Here is a 16,678-nt window from a genome sequence, read left to right as displayed (position 1 = left end):
ATTGCATTAAGATTCCCAATCAAGTTGGGAATGACGAACCGCATAAAGCTAGCAATGTTATTTAGTTATTCCCTCCAACGAGAATAAAAACGCCCAGCGTAATGCCACATCTTTTAAATAGTCAAAACGACCAGATGCACCACCATGACCAAATTCCATATTAGTTTTAAGCAGTAAAACATTTTTGTCGGTTTTTGTGGCCCTTAATTTAGCTACCCATTTGGCAGGTTCGAAATACTGCACCTGGCTATCGTGTAAGCCTGTAGTAACTAACATATTTGGGTAAGCTTTTTTCTCTACATTTTCATAAGGGGAATAGCTTTTCATATAATCGTAAGCTGCTTTTTGCTTCGGATTGCCCCACTCATCAAACTCATTGGTGGTTAACGGGATACTTTCATCCAGCATGGTATTAATTACATCTACAAAAGGAACATCAGCAATAATACCATTCCATAAACCAGGTGCCATATTGGCCACAGCACCCATCAGTAAACCACCTGCGCTACCTCCGTGTGCATATAAATGGCCTTTTGAGGTATATTTCTGTTCAATTAAATACTCCCCAGCCGAAATAAAATCGGTAAAAGTGTTTTTCTTTTTCATCAGTTTACCATCTTCATACCACTGGCGCCCCATTTCTTGTCCACCACGAATATTCGCAATAGCGAAAACAAAGCCACGGTTTAATAAGCTCAATCTAGGCGAAGAGAAATTTGCATCTGTACTCGAACCGTAAGATCCGTAAGCATAGAGCAATAAAGGTGCATGGCCATTCTTTTCAAAGCCTTTTTTGTAAACTAAGGCGATCGGTATTTTTGTGCCGTCTTTTGCCGTAGCGAAAATACGTTCCGTTACATAATCTTTTGGATCGTAACCACCAACAACTTCCTGTTGTTTCATCAATTTTTTGTCCTTTTTCTCCAGGTCGTAATCGTAAACAGAATTTGGCGTAGTTAAAGAAGTATAAGAATAACGTAATGTTTTACTATTATATTCTGGATTTGCACCAATACCAGCAGCATACACCGGCTCATCGAATTTAATGTAATAGTCGCTGCCATCCTTTTTCAGTACATGCAGCTCGGTCAAGCCATTTTTACGTTCTGATAATACCAGATGATCTTTAAATTCTTCTCCATATTCAAGTAAAACATCTTTACGGTTTGGAATAATCTCTTTCCAGTTTTCTTTTTCTGTTTTATCCAGCGGGCATTGCATTAAACGGAAGTTTTTAGCATTCCAGTTGGTTATGATGTAAAACTTATCATCTACCGTTAAAATATCGTATAGTACATCTTTTGAGCGGCGCGAAAATATTTTAAAAGCAGCTTCTGGATGATCGGCGTCAATCATCCTATATTCGGTAGTTAATGTTCCTTGTGATACAATGAAAATAAAACGGCCATTTTTCGATTTCATTACGCCGATATAATTACTGTTGTCTTTTTCATCATAAACAACCACATCCGTTTTAGCATCGGTACCAAGCGTGTGTTTTTTGATTTTTTCGCTTAATAGTGTAACCGGGTTTTTTGAGGTGTAAAAAAGCGTTTTATTATCATTGGCCCATGCTACCCCACCTTCGGTATTAGTAATAGCATCCTTTAGCATTTCGCCGGTTTCTAAATTTTTAACATTGATGGTATATTGGCGGCGTGAAACCTGATCTACGCCAAAAGCTAAAAGTTTATTATCGGGACTAACGCTAAATCCTGTTGCGCTGTAGTAGGCATGGCCTTTTGCCAGTTGATCTACATCTAAGAGTATTTCCTCAGCGGCCGATAAGCTCCCCTTTTTACGGCAATATTTAAAATATTGTTGCCCGTCTTCGGTTCTGGTATAATAGAAATAGCCATTCCTGAAAACAGGTACAGATTCATCTTTTTCCTTAATTCTCCCTTTCATTTCTTTAAACAGGTCAGCCTGGAACTGATCTGTACTTTTCATCATCGTGTTGAGATAGGTATTTTCGGCTTTTAAATAATCGACAACTTTTGTACTGTCAGGACCTTTTTTAAAGTAATCGATCATCCAATAATAATTATCTACTACGGTATCGCCGTGTATAACTCTTTGGTGAGGGATAATTTCTGCTACTGGAGCTTTGGCATCAGGCCACTTAATCGCTTTCATTTCTTTCTTTTGTGGGTTATTGCAAGCCGTAATTGCACTAAGTACGATTAGGCTGGGTAAGATACGTTTCATAGGTGATTTGAATTTCGGTTGAATGCAATTTAAATAATTTAGTTCAATAGTTCAGTTGCTATAGTTCATTAGTGGCGAGATGGCTAATTGTATAACCTGTTTAAATCGGTTAATCGACTCTAAACGCCAAACTAATTGGTTTAATAGTTCATTTGTAGGTATAATGCAGAAAGAATACCGCATATGATTGGAGATTGATTATTATTCATTGATGTGTGGACTCAAGACTGAGGACTTCCGACTCGGGACTTCTCTTCATTGCCATTTTTGTAAAAATCCATTATGCCTATAGATAATCATCTGAATTAGAAAAATTGATGGTAAATTGCCGCATCAAATTGCTTGAACATAATAATGAAATTAGGGTATAAAAAAATAGTTGTTAAAGTTGGTTCGAATGTAATTACACAAGCGAATGGTTTGCCTGATGAAGCAAGGATTAAACACCTTGTAAATCAACTGGCAGATATAAAAAAACTTGGTATTGAAGTTATTTTGGTATCTTCAGGTGCAGTAGCATCGGGCCGAAGTTTGATCAAGGTATCTGAAAAACAAGATGCCGTAACCACTAGACAACTATTAGCGGCCATTGGTCAGGTTAAACTGATTAATACCTATGCTAATTTTTTTGCCACCCATGAAATTCAGTGTGCACAGGTTTTGGTTACGAAGGAAGATTTCCGTGACCGAGCACATTATTTAAATATGAAAAATTGCTTACAGATTTTGCTTCAAAATGAGGTAATACCTGTGGTGAATGAAAATGATGTGGTTTCGGTTACTGAGCTGATGTTTACCGATAATGATGAATTGGCAGGATTAATTGCTTCGATGTTAAATGCTGATGCCTTAATTATTTTATCCAATGTAAACGGCATTTACAACGGCGACCCGAAAATTGAAGGATCGGTTGTTATTGAGGAAATTAATGGTTCGGTTGCTAACCTGGCTTCTTTTATACAAACGGGTAAATCTCAGTTTGGCCGTGGTGGAATGATTACTAAATCAACCATGGCACAAAAAGTGGCTAAACTGGGCATCACAGTCCATATTGCCAACGGGACGAAAGACGATGTGCTGACCTCTCTGTTAAACAATGAATTGGTGCATACACGTTTTGTGCCCGAAAAAAGCAAATCAGGCAAGAAAAAATGGATTGCCCATTCTGAAACCGCGGCAACTGGCGTGGTGAAATTAAATGATGGCGCAAAAGCAGTATTAACCTCAGGCAAAGCAACCAGCTTGTTGCCCGTAGGGATTATCGAAATACAAACCGACTTTTTAAAAGGCGATATTATTAAAATTATCGACGAAAAAAACAACCTGATCGGATTAGGTATTGCAGAATATGGCTCTGATAAAGCCAGAGAAAGAATCGGGCAGAAGAAACAGAAAGCGCTGGTACATTACGATTATTTTTATTCGGCTATTTAAAGGTTTACCGCAAAGGACACAAAGAGAAGACGCAAAAGAACGCAGAGGCAATATGAATAAAATGAAAGAACGCAACTAGCTTTGTGTTTCTCTGCGAAAACCTGGCGCTCTTTGCGGTTAATAATTAACAAAATGGATTACAAACAATACTTCGAAAAAGCAAAACAGGCAAGTCGTACTTTGGTTAGCTTAAGCAAAGAAACAACAGATGCTGTCCTAATAGATCTAGCTGCTGCTTTAGTGGCAAACACAGAGGAGATTCTTACTGAAAACGAAAAGGATTTAGCTAAAATGCCTATAGAAGACCCTAAATACGACAGGTTAAAGTTGAGCGCAACACGTATTGCGGATATTGCGAACGATCTTGAAAATGTTGCGAGTTTAAGCAGCCCACTAGGTAAAATTCTTTCGGATAAAACGCTGCAGAACCAGCTTCATATACAAAAAGTTAGTGTGCCTTTGGGAGTAGTTGGAGTAATTTACGAGGCACGACCAAATGTTACCGCGGATGTATTTTCACTTTGTTTTAAAACCGGAAATGTTGCTGTGCTAAAAGGAGGCAGTGATGCTGAATTTTCGAATCTGGCTATTGCAAAGGTGATACACGAGGTTTTGGATAAGTATAAAATCAATCGTAATGTTTTAACCCTATTGCCAGCCGAAAGAGCCGCAACCGAAGCATTATTAGATGCAAGAGGTTTTGTAGATGTTTTGATCCCGAGGGGAAGTCAATCCTTAATCAATTATGTTCGCGAAAACAGTAAAATCCCGGTTATTGAAACCGGAGCCGGAATTGTTCATACTTATTTTGATGAGACGGGTGATTTAGAGAAAGGAAAAGCGATTATTTTTAACGCTAAAACCAGGAGGGTGAGTGTTTGCAATTCTTTAGATTGTGTGCTGGTTAACGAAAACAGATTGAATGATCTGCCAGTACTTTTATCCCCTTTGGCTGATGGAAATGTAGAATTATATGCAGATGAAAAAAGCTATGGCGTATTAAAATCTTCTTACCCATCTCACCTATTAAACCAAGCTTCACCTGAACATTTTGGTACCGAGTTTTTATCGTTAAGGCTAGCTGTTAAAATAGTAGCTGATTTAGCTGAGGCACTGAACCACATTGCCGATTATAGCTCTAAACATAGTGAAGCCATTATTTCTGAAGATGCTGCTAATATCGCCCAATTTTTAAATGAAGTAGATGCTGCTGCGGTGTATGCAAATGCCTCTACCGGCTTTACGGATGGTGCACAGTTTGGCCTTGGTGCCGAAATAGGCATTAGTACACAAAAACTTCACGCCCGCGGACCAATGGGACTTGAAGAATTAACCAGTTATAAGTGGGTGGTTAGAGGTGATGGACAAGTGAGGGGTTGATGTTATTGTCATTCTGAATGTAACGAAGAATCCTAAGTTTTGGATTGATCGTAATGGTCAATGGCTTATTTGTCTATTAATCTTTGGACTAAAAAACCATGAGCCATAAAACACTAATGAATAAATGATGAATGAACAAATTTAACTTATAATTCAAACGTCGCTCCCCTTTCAGGCACCTCCACGTTAAAACCATCTTCTTGTAATGCCAATGATAAACTTTGCAGGCTTTTATCTTCACCATGCACCAGGAAAACTTTTTTAGGCTGACCGGTTTGTTTAATTGTTTTTACTAAATCGTTATGATCACCATGGCCACTGAGTAGATCGGTTTGACGGATGGTGGCGTAAACCATCATTTCTCGGTCTTTGATCCGGACAATCGGTGCTCCGCTTAATAGTTTGTAGCCAAGCGTTCCTTTGGCACAATAGCCAATAAAAAGAATGGTGCAGTAATAGTTCTGAATGTTGTAATATAAGTGATCCTGAATCCTTCCGCCTTCTAGCATACCCGCAGATGAAATAATAATACAGGGATCGAAATAATTGGAAACATCTTTACTTTCTTTCATGGTTTGAACATAAGCCAGGTGCTCAAATTCAAACTCATCGCCCATGGTTTGGTAAAAATCTTTCGCTTCCTGGTTTACCAGGTTATGGTGTTTGCGGTAAACCTCGGTAGCTTGTATGGCCATCGGGCTATCTACAAAAATCTGAATAGGTGGTAATAGTTTTTTGGTGAAAATCTGGTTTAAGGCAAATACCAGCGATTGTGTACGGCCGATGCTAAATGCAGGAATAATCAATCGACCAGGGCTTTTAATACAGGCTTCGGTAATCTCCTGAACCAATCTTTCTTCCAGTGTTTGATCTTTGGTGTGCATTCTGCCGCCATAAGTGGCCTCACTTACTACATAGTCTACTTCTGGCAAGGGCTCTGGATTAACCAACACCGGGTAGTTCTCTCTGCCGATATCGCCCGTAAAAGCAATTTTCTTCTCTATGCCATTATCGTTTATGGTTAAAATAGCTGCCGCAGCGCCCAATAAATGACCAACAGGCACAAAGGTTAGGCTAATATCTCCATTAATCTTAAAGGGCTTATTAAATGCAATGGTTACAAAACGATCTATTGTATCCATTACATGTTTGTGCAGGTACAAAGGTTTTGGCCCGCTGAAGTTACCGCGTTTAGTACGTGGTTTGCGACCTGCTTTTCTTAAGAAAAGTTCAACAGAATCGAATAATAATATAGAAGTAAGATCGGCTGTGGGCGGTGTACAAAGCACCTGGCCTTCAAAACCCAATCGAACCAATGTTGGCAAATTACCAGAGTGATCGATATGGGCATGGGTTAAAATGACCAGGTTTATACTTGCCGGATCGAAGGGGAATTGTTGGTTTTCTTCCTGATAGGTTTCCTTCTCGTAATCTAATCCACAATCTATCAGTATTTTATAATGCCCAATTTCGAGCAGGTGCATACTGCCTGTTACCTGCTGTGCTGCTCCCCAAAACGTTAACTTCATCTTCTTATCTATCGCGTAAAATCTTTAGCCGTAAAGTAATATAATTGACGGGATTTTTAAACAATAAGACGTAATTTTTTAATTATAGTTGATCTGCTTCGCTAACTTTAACCTCAAAAGATTTTTATCTTTGTAAGAAAATATCAGTTATGCAAGAACCTTTTGATATAGAGATAGGGCCGATTAATTATTCAGTTTTTCCGGAAGGGAATGATTCGTATACCATTTTTAAAGATGGAAAGGAGTACATTCAGATCCAGAAAGATACTTCAGCTATCTGGCTGAAAATGGACTATAAAACCGAACTTCCGATTTTTGAGGAAGATGAAGAAGTGAATGCAATTGGACAGGCGATTGAAAATTATGTACCTGAACCTGAAGACGAGGAAGAAGACGAATTATAACAAGAAATCCTCAACAGCGATGGGCAAAACCAAATCGTTGTTGAGGATTTAAATTTAGGCAAGGAGCTTTAACAACTCTTCTGCAACTTTTTCTGATGAAGCCGGATTTTGTCCGGTAATCAATAAACCATCCACTACAGCATAAGGATTCCAATCGGCTATCTTGCTGTAATGTCCACCATTTTTTATCAACATATCCTCTACTAAAAAAGGTACTACATTTGTTAATTGTACCGCTTCTTCTTCGGTATTGGTAAACCCGGTTACATTTTTTCCATTCACCAGGTATTCGCCATTTACCTTTACATCCTTAAGCACTCCCGGAGCATGACATACAAAAGCCACAGGCTTGTTGGCGGTATAGAATTCGGTAATGAGTTGCTGTGATGTTGCGCTTTCTGCTAAATCCCAAAGTGGTCCGTGGCCTCCTGGATAAAAAACCGCATCATAATCATCCATCACTACATCAGCCAATGGGGTAGTATTCTTTAATTTGGCCAAAAGAACAGTGTCTTTGTCCATTCTTTTCGTCGTTTCGGTTTGAAAAGAAGGATCTTCACTTTTAGGGTCGATTGGTGGCTGACCACCTTTTGGTGAGGCCAAAACAATATCAATACCTTTATCGACTAAGGCATAATAGGGCGCTGCCAATTCTTCTGACCAAAAACCCGTTTTTAAACCTGTGTTTCCTAATTCGTCGTGGCTAGTAAGCACGAATAAAACTTTCTTATTCATATTTTTATGCTAAGTGTATCACAAAATTAGTGCAGGTGATTCTGGTAGCAAAGGACTTCAATCACAAATTTAATGTGCGCAAAATCACACTTTTGCCGAAAGTCTGCTTAAGGTTTCTCTCGAAATGCCCAGGTATGCTGCAATTATTGTTTTAGAAACCCGTTGCATCAATTGCGGATACTGTTGTGCGAGTTGTTCGAAACGCTCTTTCGGGCTTGTGGTTAAGAGCGATAAAATCCTTTGCTGTAAAGCGACATAGCCCAAACTGTTTTTTATCCTGAAAAAATGCTCCATTTTATGGCTTTCGCTACATAACTGATCTAAATTTTCTTTGCTAATGGAGAGTAGTTCGGAGTTTTCGAGGCAGCTGATGTTGGTAATTGATTTAACATGACCATAAAAAGCCCTGAAATCGGAAAGCCACCAGTTTTCCATCGCAAACTGGATAATATACTCTTTGCCATTGGCATCCGTAAATGTGGCCTTTAATAAACCTTTAACTACAAAATAGATATGATTAACAAATTCATCTTCCTGAATCAGATACTGGTGCTTTTTTAACGTTTTGGGTTTGAAATAAGCTGCTATATGCTCAAACTCCTGGTCGCTAAGGGAAATGATTTCTTCGAGGTGTGTTTTTAATTCAAAACTCATGCTATAAATTTAGCTAAATTAAGCATGAAACTCATTTTTGATTTCAGAACGAACTAAGGAGAAAAAATAAGGCCCGACTGTGAGCCGGGCCTTATTTTTGAATTATTCCTTGTTATCTGGTACAATCGGCAGTCCAGATCTGACTGTCTTTGGCTACCCTGATGGTTAGGTTGCTGGCATCGATGCTAATGCCTGTTAAACCCGAACCGATACTCACATAGCTGTTATCACCTTTCTTTTCAAACTTTACTCCTGTAATATCCGGAATGTTATTACCAAAGTAAAAATTATAGGTCTCTCCAACTTTACTCACGGTTACTTTTCCATCGCTGCTGGTAATGGTATTTTGACCGCTTCGATACGAAACAGAACCTTTGTAGGTGCCCACAAAGAAATCGCGATCTGCAGGATCGGTATCTTTTTTACATGATACCATTACGGTTAATGCTATTAAAAGCATGCTGAAAATTTGAACTGTCTTTTTCATCTCTTTCACTTTTTTTAGTTTTTAAATAGGTAATAAATGTAACAGAGCTATGACAATGACTATGCCAAAGGGTGATTTCTATGCTAGATACAGAAAGCTTAAAAGAGAAAATCAAGTTGCTTTTCTGTTGGTAACATGCTGTTTAATAGCTGATTGATTGCTGTATTTAGCTATTTGGAACTATGCTTAAGATTAGCTTGAAGTGGGAACAATAATTTGCTAATACCAAACTCTAAAACTGTTCAGTATACAGGAATTTGCCTGAGGCGTTCCTTCTCTTTTTCAAAATTTGGATTATTTCGGCCTAAGTTCAGGGGTTGGTATTGGGTATAGGTTTTCGCATTGCTTAGTCAGCTAAATATCGGTAAAAATCGTTTACAAATGTTTTTTGTCCATCGCTAAAAATGTTTGTACAATTAAAGTTTAGGATTAATCCTTGAGGTGTTTCGAGCAATTTCATGTAGGTTAATATTTGTGCCTCTGCAATAGGCTCGATAATTTTTGCAGCTTTTATTTCAACAACAAGGCAGTCTTCAATGAGGAGATCACAACAGAGCGTTGTCGCAACAACGATATCCTTATAGCTAACTGGCGTAGATATTTCGCTTAAAAACCCCAAGCCTCTAAGCGAAAGCTCATGTTTCATACATTCGTGATAAACACTTTCTAATAAACCGGGGCCAAGCGATTTGTGTATTTCAATGGCTGCCCCAATTACGTTATAGGTTAATTCTCTTAAGCTAGATTTGGTCGTCATAATTTGTTTAAATTTTAATTTGGCTGTATTATAGTGAACAAATAGTTTAAGTCCCTCTATGAACTCTATGTCTATATGGTCAATTTAATTATATGTTTAATGGGCCATATAAGTATATAGGGCATATAGTTTTATGTGCTGGATTTATATAATTTTATCCTGCCCAACCCTCTCTATCCAGACTCCTGTAATTAATGGATTCTGCTAAATGTTCGAGTTCTATATTTTTACTGCCATCTAAATCTGCGATTGTTCTGGCCACTTTCAGAATTCTATCATACGCTCGGGCGGATAGGCCTAATCTTTCCATTGCTGATTTTAATAGGGTGGTTCCTGCCTCGCTGATTTGGCATACTTTCCGGACCATTTTCGGGCTCATTTGGGCATTGCAATGCAATTCTTCTCTATCTGCAAAACGTAGATCTTGAATTTCCCGCGCCTGAATTACGCGTGTTCTGATGTGGTTGCTTTTTTCCGCTTCTTGTGAAGAGGCAAGTTCAGTAAAATCAACAGGGGTAACTTCTACATGAAGATCAATCCGGTCTAAAAGTGGTCCAGATATTTTACTCAGGTATTTTTGAACCACACCCGGTGCACAAACACAATCTTTCTCCGGGTGATTATAAAAACCACATGGGCAGGGATTCATCGAGGCCACCAACATAAAGCTAGCGGGGTATTCTACCGAAAACCTTGCCCTTGCAATGGCCACTTTACGGTCTTCTAAAGGTTGGCGCATTACCTCTAAAACAGTACGTTTAAACTCAGGTAGCTCATCTAAAAACAAAACGCCGTTATGCGCCAGCGATATTTCTCCTGGCTGTGGATTCATTCCGCCGCCTACCAGTGCTACATCGCTAATGGTATGATGTGGGGAGCGGTACGGACGGCTCGTCATCAAAGCATCGCTCGCGGCGAGTTTTCCGGCAACAGAATGGATTTTGGTGGTTTCTAAAGCTTCATTTAAATTTAAGGGTGGTAAAATAGTGGGTAAGCGCTTGGCCAGCATGGTTTTGCCCGCCCCTGGCGGACCAATTAAAATAACGTTATGACCACCTGCTGCAGCAATTTCCAGGGCTCTTTTTATATTTTCTTGCCCTTTAACATCTGCAAAATCATGTTCATAGTTATTGATATTTTTTAAGAATTCTTCTCTGGTATTCACTTTAACCTGTTCCAATGTTTCACTTTTATTGAAAAAAGCAACTATCTGAGCCAGGTTTTCTACTCCATATGCAATTAAGTCGTTTACAATGGCTGCTTCGCGAACGTTTTGTTTGGGTAAGATAAATCCTTTAAAGCCGTCCTGCTGTGCTTGTATGGCAATTGGTAAAGCTCCTTTTATAGGTTGTATACTGCCATCTAAGGAAAGTTCGCCCATAATAAAATAATCTTCCAGTTCGTCAGTAGGAATTTGCCCTGAGGCTGCTAAAATGCCGATGGCAATCGGCAGATCGTATGAGGATCCTTCTTTTTTGATGTCGGCTGGTGCCAGGTTTACCACTATTTTCTGTTTAGGCATGCGAAACCCGGAAACATTAATGGCACTAGCCACCCTTTGCAAACTTTCTTTTACTGCATTATCGGGCAGGCCTACCATATAGTATTTGGTACCTGCGCTAATATTCACTTCGATGGTTATGGTTAGTGCATTTACACCATAAACAGCACTCCCGTATGTTTTTACAAGCATTTAGTTTAATTAAAATAAATTCGGATGTAAATTATTCGGGATGAATATTGATTCTAATATACAGATTGTTTAAACAAAGATCAAGTTTTAGTATCTATTAACGAGGTGATTTTACCTGCTTTTGTTAAATAAACTCATTGGATGAATGCCGATTTCTTCTATCGGCTTAGGGAAAGCAGGGCTGAAACCCCTATGAAAGACCGACATTCTTTTCCAAAACCAATAAAACAAAAAATCCCGACCATTACTGATCGGGATTTGTATTTTCTCGAGGAATAAGCCCTAAACCTTCGCTACCCTAAACGGCTAAACTACCTGCCAAACGGCATTTTAGGCATGCCTTTCATCATAGCTGCTGCGGCTGCCGGGTTCGAAAACTGCTTCATCATTTTACGCATATCTTCAAACTGTTTAATGAGCTTGGTTACTTCTTCTACCTTGCTACCCGAACCTTTTGCAATACGTAAACGGCGGCTTTGCTGAATAGCATCCGGGTTTTCTTTCTCAAATGGTGTCATCGAATTGATGATTGCTTCGATTGATTTGAACGCATCATCCTGGATATCCACGTTCTTCATCATTTTACCAACACCTGGTATCATGCCCATCAGATCTTTCATGTTACCCATTTTTTTGATCTGCTGAATCTGGTTGTAGAAATCGTTAAAATCAAATTTGTTCTTGCGGATTTTCTTCTGAAGTTCTGCTGCCTCTTTCTCATCGAACTGCATTTGTGCACGTTCAACAAGCGAAACCACATCACCCATGCCCAAAATACGCGATGCCATACGATCTGGATAGAAAACATCAAGTGCTTCCATCTTCTCGCCTGTACCGATAAATTTAATAGGCTTGTTTACTACCGATTTAATGGAAAGAGCTGCACCACCACGGGTATCGCCATCTAATTTGGTTAGCACAACGCCCGTAAAATCTAAACGATCGTTAAATACTTTAGCTGTATTTACTGCATCCTGACCAGTCATCGAATCCACAACAAATAAAATCTCGTGTGGTTGAGTTTTAGCCTTAACTTCAGATATTTCGTTCATTAAAGATTCGTCGATCGCTAAACGACCAGCGGTATCGATAATGATTACGTTATTTCCATTTTGTTTACCGTGTGCAATACCCTCTAAGGCAATACCAACAGGATCGTTTGATGCGCGGTTAGCATAAACTGAAACGCCAACCGAGGTTCCTAAAACCTCTAATTGATCTACAGCCGCTGGGCGGTACATGTCACCTGCTACCAACAGCGGTTTTTTGCCCTTACTTTTTAAATGTAACGCCAGTTTACCTGCAAAAGTAGTTTTACCTGCACCGTTTAAACCTGCAATTAAAATAATAGTAGGATTTGCCTTAGTATCTAACTCTGTAACTTCGCCACCCATTAAGGCTGCAAGTTCATCGTTCATTATTTTGGTAAGCAATTGACCTGGAGAAACGGCAGTAAGTACGTTTTGCCCCAAAGCTTTTTGCCTTACATCATCAGTAAATGCTTTTGCTGTTTTATAGTTAACATCGGCATCTAGTAATGCTTTGCGGATTTCTTTCATGGTTTCTGCCACGTTGATTTCCGTAATGCTGCCTTGTCCTTTTAGTACTTTAAATGCTCTGTCTAGCTTGTCCTGTAAATTATCAAACATCTTTTTTTAAGCTAAAGGCTTATTGCCTGAAGGCAAAAAGCTACTTGTTTTTAATAAAAGGCAAATGTATCAAATTTTGCTTGTAAATCTTAGCAACTCAAAGTCAAAACTTTAGGAAGATGAACATTAAATTTTTCTTTTGGTGCAACATTTTGGTTAAGCGGCGGTCTTATACCTAACTAACCTAAACGAATGAAACGCTGCAGCCTCCTTTTTTTCATATTTATTTGTGCTTTTTGTTCTGCTCAGGATATCTCCAAGCAAAAACATCTTGAAGCTAAAAGAACCTCGTTAAGCCCCAAAATAGATGGTATTTTAGATGATGAATGCTGGAATAATGTTCCCATAGCGACTGATTTTATTCAGATCAGGCCAAATCCGGGAAAGGTAGAAACCCATGATCGGCGCACCGAAATGAAGCTACTTTATGATGATGTTGCGATATATGTTTACGCCCGAATGTATGATCATTCTGACAGTGTATCGCACGAGCTGGTTTCGAGGGATAATATTGGCAATGCCGATTTCATTTCGATTATTGTCGACCCATTTTACGATAAAATGAATGGAAACGGCTTTTTTGTTACGGCTGCGGGCGTTCAGTTTGATGCCAAATACTCGCAGGTTGGTGATGAAGATGCGAACTGGAACGCGGTATGGGAAAGTGCAGTTAAAATTGATGATAAAGGCTGGACCTGTGAAATGAAAATCCCTTATTCGGCCCTGCGTTTTTCCAGTAAGGAGGTCCAGAATTGGGGTTTGAATTTTAGCCGCAGGATACAACGGAGCAATACGCAGACATTTTGGAATTTTGTAGACCCTAAAGTAAATGGTTTTATCAACCAGGAAGGATTGTGGATGGGAATCAAAGATGTTAAACCTCCGTTAAGATTATCCTTTTCACCCTATATTTCGGCCTATGTAAACCATTATCCTGCTAATTTGCCTGGAGTAAAAAATACAACATCACGTTTTAACGGAGGGATGGACGTTAAATATGGAATCAACAACAGCTTCACTTTGGATATGACTTTGGTGCCCGATTTTGGACAGGTTCAGTCTGATAACCGGATATTAAACCTTACTCCTTTTGAAGTGAAATTTAATGAAAACCGACAGTTTTTTACAGAAGGAACAGAGCTGTTTAATAAAGGCGACCTGTTTTATTCGAAACGGATCGGCTCTATACCAGCTTATTATAATTATAGGGAGGTAGGCAGCGATAAAATTGTAAAAGATCAAACTGAGGCCAAGGTGTTAAATGCCACGAAGATTTCTGGGCGAACGGCTAAAGGACTTGGTATTGGCATTTTTAATGCAATTACCAATAGTATGGAAACCGAGGTAGAGGATGCTCAGGGCAACCTTCGGATGGTAGAAACACAACCACTTACCAATTATAATATTTTGGTTTTCGACCAGTCGTTAAAAAACAACAGTTCGGCTACGTTTATCAACACGAACGTGCTTAGGCAAGGTTCTGCTTACGATGCCAATGTGAGTGCCCTGCTTTTCAATTTAAACAATAAAGGCAATAAATATTTCGTAAACGGCGGGGGTAAAATGAGCTATTTACGGGGTGAAGAATCGAGTACGGGTTATAGCTACACCTTAAGGTTTGGTAAACAGAGCGGCAACTTTACCTGGAGTTACAATCAGGTATATGCTGATGATAAATTTGATCCATCAGATATGGGTTTCTTTACCAATAACAACTTTTTAGATCAGCGGATTGGTATTGGTTACAACGTATACAAGCCAAGCAAATGGTATAATCAATTTGAAAGTTGGTTTAATCTGAATTATTCTCGCAGGGCAATACCCAGTGCTTATCAAAAAACAAGTACAAATGCAGGATATTGGGTTCAATTTAAAAATCAATGGTCGGCAGAATTAGATTTAAGCTGGGAGAGAAAAAGTAATGACTTTTATGAGGCGCGAAACGGCCAGTTATACCGCGCACCAGAAAACTACGGCATTGGCCTGTATATAAACCCCAACCGCGCCAAAGCCTATAATTTTGGTGGAAATGTGCGGTATTTTGAACAGCAGCTTTTCGGAGGTAAACAATATAACTTTTACTTTTTTCAGAACCTGAGGTTAAATGACAAGATTGCCTTTGGTTTAGACCTGAATTTTAACCCCAATTACAATTACGTAAACTGGGTAACGGCACAGGGTAATCAGGCTATTTTTTCGAAATACGACCGCCGGACGGTAGAAAACTCATTTGATGCTAAATACACCTTTACCAATTTAATGGGGCTAACCATTGCACTAAGGCATTATTGGAGTGATAGAAGAAATAAAGAATTTTACCTGCTTAAGCCTGATGGCCATTTAACAGCATATCAAGGAGCGCCGTTAACCGGGATGGATAGAAATTATAACGTATTTAATATTGATTTAATTTATACTTGGCAGTTTGCGCCTGGTAGCACCCTCTCGGTTTCGTACAAGGATGCTGCCGAAACTTATGATACCTTTTATACAGCGCGTTATAATAAAAACCTGAGCGGGATTTTAAACGCTCCGCAGAATAACAGCCTTTCGGTGAAGGTTTTGTATTATGTAGATTATCTAGACCTTAAGAAGAAAAGGAAAAAGAATTAAACTACGGATTTGAGTAGTCATTTCCTGGCCTCGGCTTTAAACCCAAGGCCAGGAAATGGGAAATATACGCTGAGACTAAAGACTTTGGACTCTAAATGCTCAACTAAACTACCTTGCTTTTGCAGGGCTTATACCGAATTTTTTACTAAAAGCACTGCTGAAATGCTGTACCGAAGAATAGCCTAGTTCATCGGAAATATGCTTAATGTTTTTGGCGCTATCGGTTAAGAGTTCTTTAGCCCGCATCAGTTTATAATCGCTTAAATAACCAAAAACAGTGTTCTGAAAAACCTCTTTAAAGCCTTGTTTTAATTTAAATTCGTTTATGCCTGCAACCTTTGCCAATTCGGTTAAACACGGGGGATGGCTGGCATTGGCTAACAAATATTCGCGTGCATAATAAATGCGGTCTTTATCGTATGCCGATTTAATGGTAGAGCTGTCGGTTTTTTTTGCTGCAAGTTCAAAAGCCTGGGCTTGCAATGCCAAAAGTTCGAGGCATTTAGATTGCAGGAACAAGAGCTTTAACCCGCCGGTAAACTGGCAGTTCATAATATCATTTATACAACTGTGCATGGCTAAGCTAATGGGCAGGTTTTCTGATGAAAGCTCTACCGGGCGGTTGTTCATGATTTTTTCGGCAAAGTTTTTTAGCAAAGTGCTGCTTTCACTAGTTAAATCAACAAAACGGGCTCTTTCGAAATTTACCTCGAAAAATTTATGCGGGCCATTGGTAGTAAATTCAGCCATCCCATCAAAATCAGGACTATAAATAATATTGTGCTGATTGGCTTTGATATCCAGGCGTTTGTTGGTGAGGTAATTTTCCATAATGCCGCCACCTGTAATTGAAAAATGAAGCTCAACCATATCAGGCTCATCAAAAGATTTAATGCGTAGGCGGCTCTTTTTCACTAGCATATCGCCGTAAACAATGTAAATACCTGAAAAAGCGATCTCCACAATCTCTGCATCGCCAAAGGGAAAGCTGTATTTGTCCCTTCTTTCGGTTACCAGTGCCTGGTTAAATTCGTTATCGGCGAATTTGTTACCAACAATATAGTATTTTTCGTCACCATCATAAATGTTTAAAGCCATAAAATCCTTTTGATATAAACTTTAATCCTTTTGGTAT

13 protein-coding genes are annotated in these 16,678 nt (G+C 39.1%); 4 read left to right on the top strand and 9 right to left on the bottom strand.

Features of this window, described 5'->3' with window-relative positions:
* Positions 1 to 57: 57 nt before the first annotated feature.
* Positions 58 to 2,208, bottom strand: a complete 2,151-nt coding sequence (locus tag H9N25_RS19930; RefSeq protein ID WP_190327003.1) for a S9 family peptidase — start codon at positions 2,206 to 2,208, stop codon at positions 58 to 60.
* 354 nt (positions 2,209 to 2,562) lie between these two features.
* Between H9N25_RS19930 and proB the strand changes: the two genes are divergently transcribed.
* Positions 2,563 to 3,642 (top strand): glutamate 5-kinase, encoded by a 1,080-nt coding sequence (gene proB, locus H9N25_RS19925; RefSeq protein WP_169502699.1) that lies wholly within the window; start codon positions 2,563 to 2,565, stop codon positions 3,640 to 3,642.
* Between the two features lie 132 nt (positions 3,643 to 3,774).
* The gene (locus tag H9N25_RS19920) at positions 3,775 to 5,022 is read left to right on the top strand and encodes a glutamate-5-semialdehyde dehydrogenase (RefSeq protein ID WP_169502700.1); all 1,248 of its coding nucleotides are present in this window, start codon (positions 3,775 to 3,777) and stop codon (positions 5,020 to 5,022) included.
* A 146-nt stretch (positions 5,023 to 5,168) separates the two neighbouring features.
* On the opposite strand, the gene H9N25_RS19915 is transcribed toward H9N25_RS19920, so the two are convergent.
* Positions 5,169 to 6,551: an MBL fold metallo-hydrolase RNA specificity domain-containing protein gene (locus H9N25_RS19915; protein ID WP_169502701.1), complete on the bottom strand. Its 1,383-nt coding sequence runs from the start codon at positions 6,549 to 6,551 to the stop codon at positions 5,169 to 5,171.
* 149 nt (positions 6,552 to 6,700) lie between these two features.
* On the opposite strand from H9N25_RS19915, the gene H9N25_RS19910 reads away from it, so the two are divergent.
* Positions 6,701 to 6,955 (top strand): hypothetical protein, encoded by a 255-nt coding sequence (locus H9N25_RS19910; RefSeq protein WP_167295857.1) that lies wholly within the window; start codon positions 6,701 to 6,703, stop codon positions 6,953 to 6,955.
* Between the two features lie 54 nt (positions 6,956 to 7,009).
* Here the strand turns inward: H9N25_RS19910 and H9N25_RS19905 are convergent, their stop codons facing one another.
* The 6 genes from H9N25_RS19905 to ffh form a co-directional block, all read right to left on the bottom strand.
* Complete coding sequence (locus H9N25_RS19905; RefSeq protein ID WP_190327002.1) at positions 7,010 to 7,690, bottom strand: type 1 glutamine amidotransferase domain-containing protein; 681 nt, start codon at positions 7,688 to 7,690, stop codon at positions 7,010 to 7,012.
* An 84-nt stretch (positions 7,691 to 7,774) separates the two neighbouring features.
* A complete protein-coding gene (locus H9N25_RS19900; protein ID WP_167295855.1) occupies positions 7,775 to 8,344 on the bottom strand; it encodes a Crp/Fnr family transcriptional regulator in 570 nt (189 codons plus the stop codon).
* Positions 8,345 to 8,456: 112 nt separating this feature from the next.
* Entirely contained in the window at positions 8,457 to 8,831 is a 375-nt protein-coding gene (locus tag H9N25_RS19895) for a hypothetical protein (protein WP_167295854.1), read from the bottom strand.
* A 346-nt stretch (positions 8,832 to 9,177) separates the two neighbouring features.
* A complete protein-coding gene (locus H9N25_RS19890) occupies positions 9,178 to 9,588 on the bottom strand; it encodes a GxxExxY protein (RefSeq protein WP_190327001.1) in 411 nt (136 codons plus the stop codon).
* A 154-nt stretch (positions 9,589 to 9,742) separates the two neighbouring features.
* Complete coding sequence (locus H9N25_RS19885) at positions 9,743 to 11,281, bottom strand: YifB family Mg chelatase-like AAA ATPase (RefSeq protein ID WP_190327000.1); 1,539 nt, start codon at positions 11,279 to 11,281, stop codon at positions 9,743 to 9,745.
* Positions 11,282 to 11,592: 311 nt separating this feature from the next.
* Positions 11,593 to 12,930 carry a signal recognition particle protein gene (ffh, locus tag H9N25_RS19880; RefSeq protein ID WP_167295852.1) on the bottom strand — a complete coding sequence of 446 codons (1,338 nt, stop codon included), beginning with the start codon at positions 12,928 to 12,930 and terminating at the stop codon, positions 11,593 to 11,595.
* A gap of 192 nt (positions 12,931 to 13,122) precedes the next feature.
* On the opposite strand from ffh, the gene H9N25_RS19875 reads away from it, so the two are divergent.
* On the top strand, positions 13,123 to 15,543 hold the full coding sequence (locus H9N25_RS19875; RefSeq protein WP_190326999.1) for a DUF5916 domain-containing protein: 2,421 nt from the start codon (positions 13,123 to 13,125) through the stop codon (positions 15,541 to 15,543).
* Between the two features lie 108 nt (positions 15,544 to 15,651).
* On the opposite strand, the gene H9N25_RS19870 is transcribed toward H9N25_RS19875, so the two are convergent.
* Positions 15,652 to 16,641, bottom strand: a complete 990-nt coding sequence (locus tag H9N25_RS19870; protein ID WP_190326998.1) for a helix-turn-helix transcriptional regulator — start codon at positions 16,639 to 16,641, stop codon at positions 15,652 to 15,654.
* Between the last annotated feature and the right edge of the window lie 37 nt (positions 16,642 to 16,678).

The organism is Pedobacter riviphilus (assembly GCF_014692875.1).
Lineage (GTDB): Bacteria > Bacteroidota > Bacteroidia > Sphingobacteriales > Sphingobacteriaceae > Pedobacter > Pedobacter riviphilus.
This window is presented reverse-complemented; position numbering and strand designations above follow the sequence as displayed.

Bases quoted from the DNA above. Each gene is read 5' to 3' on its own strand.
- H9N25_RS19890 (WP_190327001.1), bottom strand. From the start codon at position 9,588: ATGACGACCAAATCTAGCTTAAGAGAATTAACCTATAACGTAATTGGG.
- H9N25_RS19900 (WP_167295855.1), bottom strand. From the start codon at position 8,344: ATGAGTTTTGAATTAAAAACACACCTCGAAGAAATCATTTCCCTTAGC.
- H9N25_RS19895 (WP_167295854.1), bottom strand. From the start codon at position 8,831: ATGAAAAAGACAGTTCAAATTTTCAGCATGCTTTTAATAGCATTAACC.
- H9N25_RS19910 (WP_167295857.1), top strand. From the start codon at position 6,701: ATGCAAGAACCTTTTGATATAGAGATAGGGCCGATTAATTATTCAGTT.
- H9N25_RS19905 (WP_190327002.1), bottom strand. From the start codon at position 7,690: ATGAATAAGAAAGTTTTATTCGTGCTTACTAGCCACGACGAATTAGGA.
- H9N25_RS19870 (WP_190326998.1), bottom strand. From the start codon at position 16,641: ATGGCTTTAAACATTTATGATGGTGACGAAAAATACTATATTGTTGGT.
- H9N25_RS19930 (WP_190327003.1), bottom strand. From the start codon at position 2,208: ATGAAACGTATCTTACCCAGCCTAATCGTACTTAGTGCAATTACGGCT.
- H9N25_RS19875 (WP_190326999.1), top strand. From the start codon at position 13,123: ATGAAACGCTGCAGCCTCCTTTTTTTCATATTTATTTGTGCTTTTTGT.
- H9N25_RS19885 (WP_190327000.1), bottom strand. From the start codon at position 11,281: ATGCTTGTAAAAACATACGGGAGTGCTGTTTATGGTGTAAATGCACTA.
- H9N25_RS19915 (WP_169502701.1), bottom strand. From the start codon at position 6,551: ATGAAGTTAACGTTTTGGGGAGCAGCACAGCAGGTAACAGGCAGTATG.
- proB (WP_169502699.1), top strand. From the start codon at position 2,563: ATGAAATTAGGGTATAAAAAAATAGTTGTTAAAGTTGGTTCGAATGTA.
- H9N25_RS19920 (WP_169502700.1), top strand. From the start codon at position 3,775: ATGGATTACAAACAATACTTCGAAAAAGCAAAACAGGCAAGTCGTACT.
- ffh (WP_167295852.1), bottom strand. From the start codon at position 12,930: ATGTTTGATAATTTACAGGACAAGCTAGACAGAGCATTTAAAGTACTA.